This is a genomic window from Pedobacter sp. MC2016-05, from assembly GCF_026239735.1.
Lineage (GTDB): Bacteria > Bacteroidota > Bacteroidia > Sphingobacteriales > Sphingobacteriaceae > Pedobacter.
Map to the genome: position 1 here is coordinate 1 of NZ_JAPIVT010000018.1, position 16,979 is coordinate 16,979.

Genomic DNA, 16,979 nt, shown 5'->3' on the forward strand with positions numbered 1-16,979 from the left:
CATCGCCTCACGGCCTGTCTTTATATATCGTCTCGCTTCAGTTGGGCGTGAGTCTTGATCGTCTCTTCCCTGTTTCCGCTCGTCTCAATCTTTTTGTTTCCCGTCTTCCGCGACATCCGCCGCTCGACTTTTTCTAACCCTTCCTTTCGGTTGGGAGTGCAAAGGTAGAAAACTTTTCTGAACCTGCAAATAAAATAATTTTTATTTTTTCGTTCCCCGTTTTCTTTCTGCTTTTCAATTCTCCGCTCTTTCAGGCGGCTTCCCGTTTCTTCCGAACCGGGCTGCAAAGGTAGCGATCTTTTTCTTTTCCGCAAATTTATTTTAAAGTAAATTTTTGGCCTTTTCCACTCTCATCTATCAACCAACCGGCTTTTCAATGCAACCGTTTCCTCCGAAGCGGGATGCAAAAGTAGAAAAAAATCCGCTCCTGGCAAATATTCAATCCCCTTTTTTCCATCCTTTACTGTAAACGCCTGTTTTTCAAGCCGAAAATTTTTAGGGAACGCCAAAACAAAAAGGGCGATCGGGTGTACACCCCCGAGAAGCACACCTATAGGACACTTGATAAACTATAGACTAGTGGAAATACTTTGCTAAATTCGATAACCGTTTGCACTGTTTATTTTTTTTTGAACCATAGAAATAGAGAAAATACAGGTTTTTTTAAGGGATATAAGGTGTTACAGGCCTTATGGCAGTCATTGTGTTCTGACTTTAGTCCATGAGTTCTTAGTTTCAGGAACCATAGAGATATATAGGACATATAGACTGGATGGCGCTTTGCTGGTTAGCAACTAGGCCGGAGTGGTATCGTGATTTTTGGTTTGATGGATGAAATATGGTGACTTCTTGCAAACGTTGCGCCAGGTAAAGCCGATCAAAGTAGAAAAGCCCTCATTGCAGCAGGCAAGGAAAGCACGAATTTCCAAAGAAATCGTTTTAAATAGAGAAAAGGATTAAAGTTCCAGGCAATTGGGAACAGTGCTTTCAAAAATGAATATGTAAAGGATATATTATAGGAATAGAACTAATGCGTATGTTAAAAATTGTTAACTATATATATGTAGTGGGTTGTATTGCATAGCTTAGCGGCGAATTGTTTTTATTGATGTTATCGTATTATTATTTATCTTTGCAGAATGTTTAAAGTTAAACACTTAATTATTTTAGTATTTGTTGCCGCATTGGGTATTGCGGGTTGTAAAAGTCGGTTTGAGAAATTGAGGGCGAGTAACGACGTTGCTAAAAAATATCAGGAGGCACTTCGTTTATATAATAAGAGAGATTATAGTAAAGCATTGGTACTTTTTGAAGATCTTTCGCAGAAATATCGTGGGCGTGCAGAAGCAGAAGATCTAAACTATTATTATGCTTATACTTTATATAGATTAAGCGATTATACAACTGCCAGATATCAGTTTAAAAGTTTTGCAGATACTTATCCCGCTAGTAAAAATGCTGAAGAGGCCCGCTATATGGGTGCTTATTGCTACTACTTGGAATCCCCTGCTTTTTCATTAGATCAAGAAAACACTTATAAAGCGATTGATGCATTGCAATTATTTATCAATTTGTACCCAACGAGTGATCGTGCCGCTGCTGCAGGTAAATACATTGCGACATTGCGTGGAAAATTGGAAGATAAGGCTTTTGAGAACGCCAAAATGTATCTGACTACTGGTCCAAGTAATGTTGATAATTACAGAGCTGCTGTTATCGCTTTAAAAAATGCGCAGCGAGATTATCCAGATATTAAGTATGCAGAAGAGATGGATTTTCTCATGATAAAAGCTCAGTATCTGTACGCAAAAAACAGCTACATTATTCGCCAGGAAGATCGTTATAATGAAGCCATAGAACTATATACAGAATTCACTGAGAACCATCCCGAAAGCAAATTTACTAAAGAAGCGAAGCAACTTAAACAAGATGTTGAGGATGGCATTGCTACTAGCAAACAAGAGCTGGCTTTATATGCGGCTGACCAAGAAAAATATAAGCAAATGTTGATTAGAACTGGTAGATTAAAAGATACCGTTTCTTTAAAACCAACTACTGCGGATAACACGAATATTAAAAATTAATTAATACATGAATACTAACAAACCTGCTGTACCGAACACTACAGTGACTAGAAACGTTCACGATTTAGATAAAACTACAGATAACTTATATGAATCTTTAGTGGTAATTGCCAAAAGAGCAAATCAGATTTCTAACAACGTTAAAGAAGAGCTTCACGGTAAATTGGCAGAATTTGCATCGAGCAACGATAACTTAGAAGAGATTTTTGAAAACCGTGAGCAAATTGAAATCAGCAAGCACTATGAGCGTATGCCAAAGCCTGTTTTGGTTGCAATTGATGAATTTTTAAACGAAAAAATTTATCACAGAAATCCTGCTAAAGAACAAAAATAATTAGCGAAGAGCAAGGAGCATAGCGCTTTCTTAAGCATGTTTAGTGCTCTAAGTCTAAGCTTTATGCCAAACAGTTCATGCTAAAAAATAAAAATATTATCCTTGGCGTTTGCGGTAGCATTGCAGCTTATAAGTCGGCCATTCTGGTTCGATTACTGGTTAAAGCTGGTGCAAACGTTAAGGTTATTCTCACCCCCGATGGCGCAAATTTCATTACGCCACTTACCCTTGCTACGCTTTCTAAAAACCCTGTTTATACCCGATACTTCGAAGAGGAAACTGGTGTTTGGAGCAATCATGTTGAACTTGGCTTGTGGGCTGATCTAATTATTATTGCACCTATTAGTGCGAATACGTTGGCAAAACTTGCTTCGGGCATTTGTGATAATTTGCTAACTGCCGTGTATCTTTCTGCAAAATGTGATGTTTACGTTGCACCTGCAATGGATTTAGATATGTGGAAACATGAAAGTACACAAACCAACATTTCAAAAATTTCTAGCTTTGGCAATACAGTTATTTCTCCTGGTAGTGGTGAATTAGCCAGTGGACTTTACGGTGAGGGAAGAATGGCGGAACCGGAGGAGATTATTTCTTTTCTTGATGAATCGATTAAAGCTTTTCAGCCTTTATATGGTAAAAGAGTAATGGTTACCGCCGGCCCAACTTATGAAGCTATTGACCCCGTTAGATTTATCGGAAACCATTCGTCGGGTAAAATGGGTTTTGCTTTGGCTGATGAGTTGGCAAACCTTGGTGCCGAGGTGACACTAGTTGCCGGACCAACCGCACAAGAATCATCAAAAGATTTAAAAAGAGTGGATGTAGTAAGTGCAGAAGAAATGCTGAACGCCTGTATGTCAATTTCTCCAGCTATGGATATCATAGTAATGTGTGCAGCTGTTGCTGATTATCGTCCAAAAATGGTTGCTAGCCAAAAGATTAAAAAGCGAGAATCTGACTTGAATTTAGAACTGGAAAAGACGGTTGATATTTTGGCGACTTTAGGAAATAATAAAAAAGACAATCAGATTTTAGTTGGATTTGCATTGGAAACCAATGATGAAGAAAACTATGCTAAAGGTAAGTTGGAAAAGAAAAATCTGGACTTGGTAGTTTTGAATTCACTAAACGATAAAGGTGCAGGATTTAAATCGGATACGAATAAAATTACTATTTTTAACAAAGCATTAGCGCGATCTGTTTACGAAATGAAATCGAAAACAGCTGTAGCTAAAGACATTTGTGCTGCTATTCTGAAAATTTCAACATGATAAAAAAAATTGTTTGGATATTGCTATTGATGGGTTTGGGGAAAGTGCAGGCACAAGAACTAAATGCGAGAGTAACAGTTTTGGCTCCTCAGGTTTCAAATATGAGTAAGCCCACGCTGGAAGCATTGCAAAGAACAATTCGTGATTTTTTAAACAATAATAAATTTAGTAGCGAAAGTTACAAACCGCAGGAACGAATTGATTGTAGCTTCGTAATCACAATTAACTCTTGGGACGGTGGGTCTGGATACATAGCCGAGGCACAAATTCAAAGCAGCAGACCGGTTTTCAACAGCTCGTATAACAGCACTTTATTGAACATGAGTGACAAGAATTTTGATTTCAGTTACAATGATGGTTCTACGATTGATTTTTCGGATCAGAATTATATTTCCAACATTAGTGCACTTCTATCCTATTATGCCTATACCATTATCGGATTAGATAAAGACAGCTTTTCAAAATTGGGCGGTAATAATTACTTCAAAAAAGCACAAAATATTATCAACCTTGCTCAAGCCTCTGGTAATACAGGATGGAAGGCGGCAGATGGTTTGCGTAACCGTTTTTGGTTTAATGAAAACGTACTTAATCCAGTTTTCAGCGAATTGAGAGCTTTTATTTATGCCTATCACTTAAATGGTTTAGATCAACTTACAGACAACGATAAAGGCCTAACACAAATTGTCTCTGCACTACCTGCTTTACAACAAATGGACAAACAGAAGTTGGGATCTATCTTTCCAAACGTTTATTTTGCTTCCAAGGCTGAAGAAGTAACCAATGTATTATCAAAGCTGAATACTCAAGAACGTATGAAGGCTTATAACATGCTTGCTGAAATAGATCCAGCAAATATTGGTAAATACGAAGGCTTGAAAAAAAATTAATACTGTTTCATCTTCCCAAATCTTTAGTTGAGTAATACTTGCCCACGCTTTGGTGCATATCAGTGTTGTGTTTTTGATTGAATTCTAACTAAAGATGCAACACTTTAAACTTTCCTGCGTCTTAGGTCCAAGTGAGGCTTCTAGCTTTCCGGTTATTCCCCGATTTGAAAAATAAAATTCGTAAAATATTTTGAATATACGAATATCTTCGTACATTTGATTACGAAATAATTCGTAGAACGGTAACATATGGCGCATAGCAACATCAAACCCACAGAAGGCGAAATGGAAATTTTACAAGTACTTTGGCAAAAAGGATTGGCTACAGTAAGAGAGGTGCATGAAGCTTTGAATAAAAAAGATTCTGGTTATACCACCACTTTGAAATTAATGCAAATTATGCATGAGAAAGGCCTGGTAGAAAGGGATACTAATCAAAAGACACACATCTACAAAGCTATTGTCAGTAAAGATAAAACTGAGAAACAAATGGTGAGCAAGATGATTGATAATGTATTTAATGGTTCGGCAGCTCGGTTAGTCATGCAGGCCTTAGGTAAACACAGTGCTAGTTCCGATGAGATTGATGAAATTAAAAAATATTTAGATGGCCTTAAGTAAGGCAAAGTTGAAGGGGGACGATGTAGGGTTTAGATCCCTAAAATTTATCAGCGAAAAGATCAACAAGAAATAAAACCACCATTATGGAAACTTTATTACAACAATTTATCAAAGCATTTGGTTGGAGCATTTTAAATTCACTCTGGCAAAGCGCTCTTATTTACGGAGTGTTATTTATCATCCTAGTAAGTATGCCAAAAATGGCTGCAAGATATAAACACAATTTGGCTTTCGGTTCTATCGTATTAATGTTCATCGGCTTTGTGTACAATTTCTTGAGCAAAATCACATTTAATACTCCAAAAGAAGCAATCAGTAGTAATGTTGAAACAGTTCAGCTTTACCAATATTTCAATAATCTCCCTCCCAGCGTTAGTAGCAAGGCAGAGCAATACTTCCCTATGGTTGCAGCTTTCTACATTATCGGAATCTTTTTACAACTTTTTGTAATTAGCAAAGGTTATCATCAGCTTGCTAAATTTAAGAAAGATAGCTTAAGTGCTATCCCTGTAAGTTGGAAAATAATATTTGACGAAGTTATCCTGAAACTTCAAATTAATAAAGCTGTCAGATTCCAGTTGTCGTCAATTGTGAATGTTCCGTTAGTAATCGGCTATTTAAAGCCGGTAGTTTTATTTCCGGTGGCATTGGTGAATCAGTTGGATAATGATCAGGTTGAGGCTATTCTTATCCATGAATTATCCCATATCAGAAGAAATGACTACTTACTTAACCTAATTAAAACTGGAATTGAAACGTTGCTGTTTTACAATCCCTTTGTGTGGATGGCGGGGAGATTTATCCACATTGAACGCGAACATGCCTGCGATGACCTTGTTCTGAAATTAACTGGCAAGCCTCTAAATTATGCTCACGCGCTACTTAAGTTAGAGCTTTTAAAGGATAAAAGCAGTCCGGCATATGCTTTAGCAGCAACGGGAAAGACGCAAAATTTATATCAACGTATAAAACGAATCACGAATATGAAAACGAATTATTTAGATGTTAAACAGCAGATGGCAGCGCTAACTTTGGGAATTGCATGCTTATTTTCTATCGCATGGATTAATCCTGCAACAACGAAAAAGGTAAATAAAACCATGATTAGAAAACAAATGGTTGCTATCACTCATAATCAAGAAAATTTAAAAACTATTGTTTGCCTTGATACGACTAAAAAGCGCAAGATTAAAATAGTTATAATAGATGCCAATGGTAAAAAAACGGAATATAACTCCGTAAAAGAAATGCCGGACAGTTTAAGGAGAGATTTTTATAAGGATGAAGTTTTCTCAAGAAATACGGTTTTTAGAATGAACATTGATTCTGGACTTGGGTTTAAAGATTCATTGTTCCAAGCTAAAATTTATAAAAAATTCAATTCGCCAGAGGCACAAGCGAAATGGAAAAAATTTGGTGAAGATGTAGCAAAACAGTACAACTCGCCAGAGGCTCAGGCAAAATGGAAGAAATTCGGCGAAGATATCGCGAAAGAATATAATTCTCCAGAAGCACAAGCTAAATGGAGAAAGCTAAGTGAAGATATGATTGATAAAATGGACAATCCTGAGTTCAGGGCACAACTTGATCATGCTCGGATTAGAAGCTTAAAAGGGATTGATCATACTAAATTAGCTGAGCTAGCAAGAATTAATTCTGACTCATTGTTTACCAATATGAATGACAATATTGCATTTGGAATGGATGGAACATCCATTTATATGAATCAAAACTCAAATAATAATACTAATAAGGTCAGACAAACAAAAGAGTATAAAAGGTTGAAGCAAAAATTCGACAATGAAGTGAAAGAGCTTAAAGAAAAAATGGAAAAAGCGGAGCGTAAGGAAAGAAAAGAGAACTAAACCAAACATGGAAATATTAAACGGCGAAGATTATTCTTCGCCGTTTTTGTTTTTAGGCATTTGTTAAATAACTTTTTTTAATTTCGTACTCTGTATGCTACAAAAACTTTCTATTCGTAATTACGCATTAATCGATAGTTTGGATATCGAATTTGATAAAGGTTTAAATATTATCACTGGTGAAACAGGTGCTGGTAAATCGATCATTCTAGGTGCGCTGTCATTGATACTGGGTCAGCGGGCAGAGAGCAAATACTTTTTTAACCAAGATAAAAAATGCGTTATTGAAGGTGTTTTTGCATTGGCTGATGAACATTTAAGAGAAATTTTTGAAGAAAACGACTTAGACTTTTCAAACGAGAGCATTTTAAGAAGAGAGATTTCGATTGATGGAAAAACAAGATCGTTTATAAACGATACGCCGGTTAACCTATCCATTCTGAAGCAAATTGGCGAAAAGTTAATCGATATCCATTCACAACATGCCACGCAAGAGATTAATGATACCGATTTTCAATTGCTTATTGTAGATTCTTTGGCTAATCATAAAGCTCTATTATTTGAATACCGAAACGGTTTTAAAAAATTAAAGCAAGACAGCAGCCGTTTAAAAAAATTAATTAGTGATGCTGACGAGGCCCGAAGCAAACAAGATTATGAACAGTTTTTGTTTAACGAGTTAGAACAAGCTAACTTAAAAGAAGGCGAGCAAGAAGATTTAGAACTTGAGCTGGAGAAACTTACTCATGCCGAAACGATAAAAAGGGCTTTACTTAATTCCGGTGCCTTGCTAAATGAAAGTGAACCTTCGGCAATGCAAATATTAAAGGAAGCTCAGCTGCAATTACAAGGAATAGAGAAGTTCGATCCCGCTATCAATATACTTTTTGAGCGTTTAAAATCATCGATAATCGAAATTAAAGACATTGCAGATGAAGTTTCGAGCTTGGAAGAAAATACTGTACACAGCGCTGATCGTTTAGACATAATCAATCACCGACTGGACCTATTTTATTCCTTACAACAAAAACATCGCGTAAGTAACAATAATGAGCTATTGGCTATTCAAAGCCAATTGGAAAATAATTTAAATCAGTTGTTAAGTTCTGATGAAAACATTGAAAAACTTCAAAAGGAAATTGAACAACTTAAAATTGATCTTACGAAGCAGGCAACTCAACTGAGTTTAAACAGAAAAAAAGCCATCAAAACAGTTGAAAATCAAACCAGCGATACTTTAAAAAAAGTGGGTATGCCAAGTGCCAAATTGGCTTTAACACAACAACAAGCAGAATTAGGCAAAGATGGGCGCGACGAGATCAACTTACTATTTTCTGCAAATGCTGGTCAAGCCCCTGCTCCGGTAAATAAGGTAGCCTCTGGAGGAGAATTATCACGGTTGATGTTGGCCATTAAAGCTTTGCTTGCTCAACACACTTCCCTACCGACAATAATTTTTGACGAAATTGATACGGGAATTTCCGGGGAAACGGCACTAAAGGTGGGCGAAGTAATATCCGCACTTGGAGGAAACATGCAGGTAATTTCCATTACTCACCTACCGCAAATTGCGGCCAAAGGTAAATCTCACTATTTTGTGCATAAAAATGAAGCGGGAGGAAAAACCACCACTGGCATTCGTAAACTAAAACAAGAAGAAAGAGTAGCAGTTATAGCAGAAATGTTGAGTGGTAAAAACCCAGGGGCATCGGCAATTGAGAATGCCAAGGAACTTTTGGGATAGATTCATCTCTCCTTAAATTGCCATATAAAGATTACTTCCAAAACTAGCAGATAAAATTTTAGTGGTTGCATCGCAAAATTCGCATTAATCCAAATTAACTATTAACTTAGTTGATATTTTTGGCATAATGAGATCTTTTATATTCCTGTTCATTTTATTTTTTGCATTTCAGTTCTCTTTCGCTCAGCAAAGCTTTACCCTGTCTGGCTCCATAAAAGATCAGCGTGGAGAAGCTTTACCTGGTACCGGAATTTTTGTGAGCGGCTACAAGATCGCTACGGTTGCTGATAATGATGGGGCATATCAGTTACCACTTCAACCGGGAAACTATGATATTTTATTTCAGTTAATTGGTTATAAAGCCGTAAGTAAAAATGTTATCATATCAGATAAGCCTATTAAGTTGGATGTCCTTCTAGAAGAAAGCATCACCCAATTATCAGAGGTAACGATTAAACCAGATCCAAACCGAACCTACTATATAGGCATGTTTCGTGATTTTTTTATCGGCACAACAGAAAACGCGGCTGATTGTAAACTAATGAATCCGAATGTGTTGCTTATTGATTTCGATAAGGAGTTCAATAGGCTTAGCGTAAAAACAAATGAATTTTTGATTATAGAGAACCAGGCTCTAGGCTATAACATTAAGTATTTAATTAAACAATTTGAATGGGATAGTAATACAAGGGTGATCTACTACGAAGGCTTTCCATATTACGAAGATTTGAAAGGTTCAGAAAGAAAACAAAAAATTTGGGCAAAGAAACGTTTGGCTGCTTATTTGGGTTCACCGCAGCATTTCTTCAGATCTCTTTACCAAAATAAAGCAACGGAGGAAGGATTCATTATCAACAAAATAATTACTAAAACGAATGCAGACCGACCTTCGGATAGTTTAATCAACGCCAATTTGAAACGTTTAACCAAAATGCAAATGAGCCTTACAGGCAAAATTGTTATTGGTGTTGTTAAAGATGATTCCTTGAGCTATTGGATAAAGAAAAAAAACTTGAATAAAGGAATTTCAATTTTAAATCGGATCCCGATTTTACAAGACACACTTGTTAAAACCTTTAATGCGAATATCAAGTCCATCAATTTCACCGATAAGCTTTATGTCATTTATACAAAAGATACCGAGAGCCCGCTTTTTACAAATCGCCTTGGGCAATCTATTTCCAGGCCCTTAGATATGCCAAACTATCAGATTTCGACCATTGATTTACAGGTTGCGCCTGTTTATTTTTATGAGAATGGAGGAGTTTACAACCCTCGATCGATGTTGTACTCTGGTTATTGGGCCTGGGAAAAAATTGCTGATAGTGTTCCGATGGATTATATCCCAACGAATAAGCGATAAACTAATGTTAAAATTGTTAAAATAATTTTCTGAATTCGTAATATTACGGCTTTTGGTTACATTCGCTCTCATGATTAAAAGCCTGTTGGCATCGTTATTTTTCATTTTTATTGGTACATGTGCCATTGCTCAAAATACATTTACCATTAGCGGAATTGTTAGAGATAATAAAGATGGATTGCCTGGCGCAAGTATTTATTTAAGTGGTTATAGAATTGCAACTGTAGCCGATAATGACGGGAAATTTAAACTCCCAAGCTTGAAGCCCGGCAGTTATGATCTGCTTGTTCAGATTGTGGGTTATCTCCCCTACTCCAAAAGCGTCATTATTTCTGATAAATCAGTGGTTGTTGATCTGGTTTTAAAAGAGAATGTAGCACAGTTAGACGAAGTGGTTGTTCGGGCAGATCCAAATCGTCAAAAATATATCAATCAGTTTAAAGAGTTTTTTATTGGCAAATCGCCAAATGCGCTTCAGTGCAAAATACTAAACCCCCAGGTACTTAATGTGGATTTTGACATTACTAAAAGTACTTTAACAGTAACGACAACTGAGTTTCTTATAGTTGAAAACAAGGCGCTCGGCTATCGACTGAAGTATATGCTTGATCATTTTGAGTATAACTCCAGAACGCACATTATTTATTATTCTGGCCATCCATTTTTCGAAGAACTAAAAGCTTCGGCAGCAAAAAAGAACAAATACATCGCAGCTCGTGAAACTGCATATTATGGCTCCTCTCAACATTTTTTCAGATCGCTGTATACAGGAAAAAGTAAGGAAGAAGGTTTCATTATTAACAAAATGGTAAAAATCCCCAACCCAAATCGGTATCCAGACTACGTCATTAATAGTACACTTGAGAAGATAAAAACCCTTCCCGAGAAAACAGGCATAAGAAAAACTGCTGGCAAAATTGATACTGCCTTGCTTAACTTCTGGACAAAGCAACAGGCAACGCCCCGAACCATTGATAAGTTTTCGAGAGGCGATGTTTTGCCCGATACTTTGGTGCATGATTTTAATGAAAACATGAAATACCTTAGTTATACCGATGCACTAATCATTCAGTATACGAAAGAAAAAGAATCGCTGGCTTATTCCAATACCGGTTTTTGGATTTTCAGACCATTAGATGTTCCAGAAAATGAAATATCGGTTGCCAATTTAACAGGCCCCGGTGTACGATTTTATGAGAATGGTGGTATTCATGATTCCAGAGCACTTTTATATGAGGGATTTTGGGCTTACGAAAAGGTCGCAGATATGGTTCCGATGGACTATATACCACTTCAAAAGAAAGAAGCTACTTCAAAATAATTTTAATCAATACTACTATTACTAATTTTTTTAGTAATTTCATCTTCAGATTATGAAGGATGAAAATAAATATTTTAAAGGACGAGGTGCACAGGTCAATCCTCATAATAAATTTTTAAAAGATGTTTATGTTAAGGAACACGATGAAGGCATTGATGATTGGGAAGAATCCGATCGAAAAACATCCTTTATTTTTGAAAATTCAAAGTCTATTGTCAACAAAGTAGATAGTCCGGATGTTGGAATGGCTTATTCCTTAAATCCATATCAGGGATGTGAACATGGTTGCACCTATTGTTATGCCCGCAATTCACATCAATATTGGGGCTACAGCGCTGGGCTGGAGTTCGAACGGAAGATTATTGTAAAAAAGGATGCTCCCTTACTTTTCAAAAAGTTTCTGGAGAAAAAAGGATGGGATGCTGCTACCATTTCCTTATCAGGAAATACCGATTGCTATCAGCCCGCAGAAAGGAAGTTTAAACTAACCAGGCAATTGCTAGAAATTGCTTTAGAATATAAACAACCTATCGGGATGATTACCAAAAATTCGCTAATTCTTCGTGATCGTGACATTTTGCAAGAAATGGCAAAACTTAATTTATGCATGGTCTATGTATCCATCAACAGCCTGAACGAAGATTTGCGCCAAGTGATGGAGCCTAGAACAACCACTGCAAAACAACGACTAAAAATTGTAGAAGACTTGAGCAAAGCTGGAATACCAATGGGCGTAATGGTGGCTCCGCTTGTGCCGGGTTTGAGCGACCACGAAATCCCTACAATATTAAAAGCAGTTGCAAATGCTGGGGCCATAAAATCAGGATATACCATAGTACGGCTAAATGGGGCTATTGGCCAAATTTTTGAAGATTGGTTAAGGAAAAATTTCCCAGACCGGTTTGACAAAGTTTGGCACATGATTCAAAGTTGCCATGGCGGAGCGGTAAACGATAGTCGTTTTGAGGATAGAATGCGTGGAGAGGGAAATATAGCAAAGATGATCAGCGATAACTTTAAATTGCATGCCAGACTGAACGGCTTGAATAAAAAGGAAATCATCGTAAACCATTCACTTTTTAAAGTGCCTAACAATCAAACTTCACTCTTTTAATTTGTCTGTTTAAATGACAAAACATACTTTTAAACCATGAATATTGCATTAGTGACTTATTTAGATCAAGGGAAATATGATTCAGATACCGTTGAAAGCGAAGATGATAGACTCTTAGACTTTCTGCAGGCAAAAGGATTAAACATTCAAAAAGTAATATGGAATGATCCAAATACCAACTGGGAAAATTATCAGCTTGCCATTTTAAAATCGCCGTGGGATTATTTTGATTTAATCGAGCAGTTTCATCAGTGGCTCAGCTTGCTCGAAGATAAAAAGGTAAAACTGCTCAATCCAATTGATGTGGTAAGATGGAATACCCATAAACACTACCTAAAGGAAATTCAGCAAGCTGGCTTAAAGATTACACCAAGCATTTTTCTTGAAAAAGATGAAAATGTTGACTTCAATGTGTTTTTCGAAAATTTCGAAACAAAAAAGCTAATTGTAAAACCCTGTGTAAGCGGCGGCGCCAAAAATACCTTTAAAGTTACTCCAACAAATGCAAAAGAAATCAAGGAGAAGTTAGCAGAATTGATCAAAATGGAAGACTTTATTATTCAGCCATTTCTGCCAGAAATTTTAGAAAGCGGAGAATGGTCTTTCGTTTTTTTTAACGGCTTCTACAGTCACGCTCTAATTAAACAAGCCAAAACTGGAGATTTTAGGGTTCAGCCTGCACATGGCGGTTCAGTCCATCCGCAAAAGCCCGATCAAAAATTGATTGAAACTGCAGCCAGATATGTTCGCCAATTTGCAAAGAATTGTCTTTACGCAAGAGTGGATGGTGTTTTCGTAAATGGTGATTTTTTACTTATGGAACTGGAACTAATTGAGCCGTTTCTTTTTTTAAATACCGATCAACAAAATTATGAGCGTTATTATAAAGCGTTAACTGAACTAATAGAAGATTTATAATGGAATAAATATCTTCGAATCAATATTCAAGAAATAGATACGTTTTTAGCTAGTTACATTTTTGCCCCTAAAAACCTGCGTCCAGAAAGTTCCCGACTTGGCCGCTCCCATCTATTTGAAATTTGCATTCATCATGTTCTTGCAATGCCCCTCACTTTTGAGCCAGTCGTTAAACCCTGTAGCTCGGTAGTTTGTCCTGAGGCGATATTTTCTCCAACGGCTTTCCAGTATAACCTGTGGCCGTTATCCGATTGCCAGCGCTAGTTCCATCTTCAGATTCATGCCGCATTTATTGATAGACAGCATGTATTTGCTTTGCGCAATCGCAGTCAGCGTCAAATTAGCATTCCGGCCCACAGGCGCTACAGGAGGCATAACAGTATTTCCACAGTTACATCCTGTTAATCGCGTATCATTTACTAATTTTAACATTAAATCGTTGTTTAAGTTAGTCTGGGCAGTACTCTCCGTTTTCGCTTGAGGCGGCAGACTTTCATCATTAGCAGTATTGATGTTTTCTTACAGGATGTGGCCAGGCAGATCATTGCTAAACACATCATCGGGACAAATGATTTCGTTAGATAGGATTGATTTCTGAGGGAAAAATACAGCGAAATCAAACAACAAAAAATTTAAATTTTCAATGTTTTATTGCCATTCAACCTATTTAAAGCATTATTTATGCAATTTGTAATCCTACAGATACAGTACGGAAAAAACTTTGTAAAACAAAAAACTCCCAATGAAAATTGGGAGTTTTTTGTTTTATTTACTTGAAGAATCTTCTTCTTTTTTAGGCTCTTCTTTTTTCGCTTCACCTTTTCTGTGATTGACTGAAATCAATTCTGTTTCCTTATCGTAATCGATTTCTAAAACATCGCCTTCAGTTAATTCACCTTTAAGAATCTCTTCTGCAATTGGATCTTCCAAATACTTCTGAATGGCACGTTTTAACGGACGGGCACCAAAGTTACTGTCGAAACCTTTATCTGCAATATAATCCTTCGCGTTTTCAGTTAGCGCAATTTCGTAACCTAAAGTATGTACACGACCGAACAAAGCTTTTAATTCAATATCGATAATTCTGAAAATTTCGTCTTTACCTAGGCTATTGAATACCACTACATCATCAACACGATTTAAAAACTCAGGAGCGAAAGCACGTTTCAATGCACTTTCAATTACACCGCGGCTGTGAGAATCGGCCTGATTGGTTTTTGCAGAGGTAGAAAAACCAACACCCTGACCAAAATCTTTTAACTGACGGGCACCAATGTTTGAGGTCATAATGATGATTGTATTTCTAAAATCAACTTTTCTACCTAAACTATCTGTTAATTGTCCTTCATCTAAAACTTGTAATAAGATATTGAATACATCTGGATGCGCTTTTTCAATCTCATCCAATAAAATTACAGCATAAGGTTTTCTTCTAACTTTTTCAGTTAACTGGCCACCTTCTTCGTAACCTACGTATCCTGGAGGCGCTCCCACTAAACGTGATACGGCAAATTTCTCCATGTATTCACTCATATCAATTTGAATTAGTGAATCATCACTATCAAACATGAAACGAGCTAACTCTTTTGCTAATTCTGTTTTACCAACGCCTGTAGGGCCTAAAAAAATAAATGAACCGATTGGCTTTTTAGGATCTTTCAATCCAGCTCTTGTACGTTGGATGGCTTTTGTTAATTTCTTAATCGCATCATCCTGACCAATAATTTTTTCGGCCACTTTATCGTACATGTTCAATAGCTTCTGGCTATCAGTTTGCCCTACACGTTGTACCGGAATACCAGTCATCATTGCAACCACTTCCGCTACGTTATCTTCCGATACTTCGTAACGTTTAGTTTTGGTCTCAGCTTCCCACTCCGCTTTGGCTTTATCTAATTCTTCAATTAAATTTTTCTCTGTATCGCGAAGTTTAGCAGCTTCTTCATATTTCTGACTGCGAACAACTTTGTTTTTCTCTAACTTGATATCTTCGATTTTAGCCTCGATATCAATAATGTTTTGAGGAACATGAATGTTAGTTAAGTGAACTCTCGAACCTGCTTCATCTAAAGCATCAATCGCCTTATCTGGCAAGAAACGATCAGAAATATAACGAGAAGTTAAAGTTACACAAGCCTGAATCGCTTCATCAGTGTAAGTTACACCATGGTGCTCTTCGTACTTATCTTTAATTCGGGTTAAAATTTCAACAGTTTCATCTGGCGTAGCAGGCTCAACCATCACTTTTTGGAAACGACGATCCAAAGCACCGTCTTTTTCAATGTACTGACGGTATTCGTCTAAAGTGGTTGCACCAATACATTGAATTTCTCCCCTTGCTAAAGCTGGTTTAAACATGTTCGAAGCATCAAGAGAACCCGATGCGCCACCTGCCCCAACAATGGTGTGAATTTCATCAATAAATAAAATTACATCAGTAGATTTTTCAAGCTCGTTCATTACGGCTTTCATACGCTCCTCAAACTGACCGCGGTATTTTGTACCGGCCACCAATGATGCTAAATCCAATGTAACTACACGCTTGCCAAACAGGACACGCGAAACTTTGCGTTGAACAATGCGTAAGGCTAAACCTTCTGCAATTGCCGATTTACCTACTCCAGGCTCTCCAATCAAAATTGGATTGTTCTTTTTTCTACGAGATAAAATCTGCGACACACGCTCGATTTCTTTCTCACGGCCAACAATCGGATCTAAACGACCTTCTTCCGCAGCCTTTGTTAAATCACGACCGAAGTTATCTAAAACCGGAGTTTTTGATTTAATATCCGAAACCTTTTTAGGTGTACTAAAGCTCTCTTCTTCCCGATAATCATCATCGCCACCTGTTGATGCGCTATTTGAAATATCGTCTCTAAAACCATTTTTATTCACTTCAACCTCCTGTTTAAAAACATCATAAGTTACACCATATTGTAGTAGAATTTGCGAGGCGATGTTATCATCATCCCTTAAAACCGACAACAATAAATGTTCAGTGCCAATTAAATCGCTTTTAAATATTTTAGCTTCTAAGTAAGTAATTTTTAAAACTTTTTCTGCCTGTTTAGTTAACGGAATGTTACCCAAGTTAACTGTAACACTCGAAGTACCGCGAACAGCATCTTCAATTGAGCGGCGCAATTTACCGGTATCAACTCCTAACGATCGTAAAATTTTTATGGCCATGCCATCGCCTTCGCGAATCAGGCCTAATAATAAATGCTCGGTTCCAATGTAATCATGCCCTAAACGGAGCGCTTCCTCCCTACTAAAAGAGATTACATCTTTAACCTGTGGTGAAAATTTTGCTTCCATAATACCTTTCTTAACAGCTACGTCCCTAAACTATAAAATATATTATAAAAAGAGTACCTGCTGTTTTCTTTATTTTATCAACAATTGCGCCATCAAGGTGGAGAAACAGGCTTTCGTAACCCTAATCTTCCAG

General features: G+C 37.0%; 13 protein-coding genes. 11 read left to right on the forward strand and 2 right to left on the reverse strand.

The annotated features are described in order from the left end of the window. Window positions 1-1,139 precede the first annotated feature (1,139 nt). From OQZ33_RS18880 to OQZ33_RS18930, 11 genes are all read left to right on the forward strand, one after another. Window positions 1,140-2,084, forward strand: a complete 945-nt coding sequence (locus tag OQZ33_RS18880) for an outer membrane protein assembly factor BamD (RefSeq protein WP_265800860.1) — start codon at window positions 1,140-1,142, stop codon at window positions 2,082-2,084. A 7-nt stretch (window positions 2,085-2,091) separates the two neighbouring features. After that, complete coding sequence (locus OQZ33_RS18885) at window positions 2,092-2,418, forward strand: DNA-directed RNA polymerase subunit omega (RefSeq protein WP_025145617.1); 327 nt, start codon at window positions 2,092-2,094, stop codon at window positions 2,416-2,418. 77 nt (window positions 2,419-2,495) lie between these two features. Then, complete coding sequence (coaBC, locus tag OQZ33_RS18890) at window positions 2,496-3,692, forward strand: bifunctional phosphopantothenoylcysteine decarboxylase/phosphopantothenate--cysteine ligase CoaBC (protein WP_265800864.1); 1,197 nt, start codon at window positions 2,496-2,498, stop codon at window positions 3,690-3,692. Further along, entirely contained in the window at window positions 3,689-4,582 is an 894-nt protein-coding gene (locus OQZ33_RS18895; protein WP_265800865.1) for a DUF4835 family protein, read from the forward strand. The genes coaBC and OQZ33_RS18895 overlap by 4 nt, the downstream gene beginning before the upstream one ends. Window positions 4,583-4,867: 285 nt before the next feature. Continuing rightward, window positions 4,868-5,203 carry a BlaI/MecI/CopY family transcriptional regulator gene (locus OQZ33_RS18900; protein ID WP_265800866.1) on the forward strand — a complete coding sequence of 112 codons (336 nt, stop codon included), beginning with the start codon at window positions 4,868-4,870 and terminating at the stop codon, window positions 5,201-5,203. An 83-nt stretch (window positions 5,204-5,286) separates the two neighbouring features. Continuing rightward, window positions 5,287-7,068 (forward strand): M56 family metallopeptidase, encoded by a 1,782-nt coding sequence (locus OQZ33_RS18905; protein ID WP_265800868.1) that lies wholly within the window; start codon window positions 5,287-5,289, stop codon window positions 7,066-7,068. 94 nt (window positions 7,069-7,162) lie between these two features. Then, on the forward strand, window positions 7,163-8,812 hold the full coding sequence (gene recN / locus OQZ33_RS18910; RefSeq protein ID WP_265800869.1) for a DNA repair protein RecN: 1,650 nt from the start codon (window positions 7,163-7,165) through the stop codon (window positions 8,810-8,812). A 127-nt stretch (window positions 8,813-8,939) separates the two neighbouring features. Next, window positions 8,940-10,175 (forward strand): carboxypeptidase-like regulatory domain-containing protein, encoded by a 1,236-nt coding sequence (locus tag OQZ33_RS18915; protein ID WP_265800871.1) that lies wholly within the window; start codon window positions 8,940-8,942, stop codon window positions 10,173-10,175. Window positions 10,176-10,245: 70 nt separating this feature from the next. Beyond that, window positions 10,246-11,496: a carboxypeptidase-like regulatory domain-containing protein gene (locus OQZ33_RS18920; RefSeq protein ID WP_265800873.1), complete on the forward strand. Its 1,251-nt coding sequence runs from the start codon at window positions 10,246-10,248 to the stop codon at window positions 11,494-11,496. 52 nt (window positions 11,497-11,548) lie between these two features. After that, complete coding sequence (locus OQZ33_RS18925) at window positions 11,549-12,610, forward strand: PA0069 family radical SAM protein (RefSeq protein ID WP_265800874.1); 1,062 nt, start codon at window positions 11,549-11,551, stop codon at window positions 12,608-12,610. A gap of 36 nt (window positions 12,611-12,646) precedes the next feature. Further along, the gene (locus OQZ33_RS18930) at window positions 12,647-13,528 is read left to right on the forward strand and encodes an ATP-grasp domain-containing protein (RefSeq protein ID WP_265800875.1); all 882 of its coding nucleotides are present in this window, start codon (window positions 12,647-12,649) and stop codon (window positions 13,526-13,528) included. A gap of 243 nt (window positions 13,529-13,771) precedes the next feature. On the opposite strand, the gene OQZ33_RS18935 is transcribed toward OQZ33_RS18930, so the two are convergent. Together OQZ33_RS18935 and OQZ33_RS18940 are read right to left on the reverse strand one after the other, a co-directional pair. After that, window positions 13,772-13,960, reverse strand: a complete 189-nt coding sequence (locus OQZ33_RS18935; protein WP_265800876.1) for a hypothetical protein — start codon at window positions 13,958-13,960, stop codon at window positions 13,772-13,774. Window positions 13,961-14,293: 333 nt separating this feature from the next. After that, window positions 14,294-16,846, reverse strand: coding sequence for an ATP-dependent Clp protease ATP-binding subunit (locus OQZ33_RS18940; protein WP_265800877.1), 2,553 nt, complete (start codon window positions 16,844-16,846; stop codon window positions 14,294-14,296). Window positions 16,847-16,979: the final 133 nt, after the last annotated feature.

Bases quoted from the DNA above. Each gene is read 5' to 3' on its own strand.
- OQZ33_RS18880 (WP_265800860.1), top strand. From the start codon at position 1,140: ATGTTTAAAGTTAAACACTTAATTATTTTAGTATTTGTTGCCGCATTG.
- OQZ33_RS18885 (WP_025145617.1), top strand. From the start codon at position 2,092: ATGAATACTAACAAACCTGCTGTACCGAACACTACAGTGACTAGAAAC.
- coaBC (WP_265800864.1), top strand. From the start codon at position 2,496: ATGCTAAAAAATAAAAATATTATCCTTGGCGTTTGCGGTAGCATTGCA.
- OQZ33_RS18895 (WP_265800865.1), top strand. From the start codon at position 3,689: ATGATAAAAAAAATTGTTTGGATATTGCTATTGATGGGTTTGGGGAAA.
- OQZ33_RS18900 (WP_265800866.1), top strand. From the start codon at position 4,868: ATGGAAATTTTACAAGTACTTTGGCAAAAAGGATTGGCTACAGTAAGA.
- OQZ33_RS18905 (WP_265800868.1), top strand. From the start codon at position 5,287: ATGGAAACTTTATTACAACAATTTATCAAAGCATTTGGTTGGAGCATT.
- recN (WP_265800869.1), top strand. From the start codon at position 7,163: ATGCTACAAAAACTTTCTATTCGTAATTACGCATTAATCGATAGTTTG.
- OQZ33_RS18915 (WP_265800871.1), top strand. From the start codon at position 8,940: ATGAGATCTTTTATATTCCTGTTCATTTTATTTTTTGCATTTCAGTTC.
- OQZ33_RS18920 (WP_265800873.1), top strand. From the start codon at position 10,246: ATGATTAAAAGCCTGTTGGCATCGTTATTTTTCATTTTTATTGGTACA.
- OQZ33_RS18925 (WP_265800874.1), top strand. From the start codon at position 11,549: ATGAAGGATGAAAATAAATATTTTAAAGGACGAGGTGCACAGGTCAAT.
- OQZ33_RS18930 (WP_265800875.1), top strand. From the start codon at position 12,647: ATGAATATTGCATTAGTGACTTATTTAGATCAAGGGAAATATGATTCA.
- OQZ33_RS18935 (WP_265800876.1), bottom strand. From the start codon at position 13,960: ATGTTAAAATTAGTAAATGATACGCGATTAACAGGATGTAACTGTGGA.
- OQZ33_RS18940 (WP_265800877.1), bottom strand. From the start codon at position 16,846: ATGGAAGCAAAATTTTCACCACAGGTTAAAGATGTAATCTCTTTTAGT.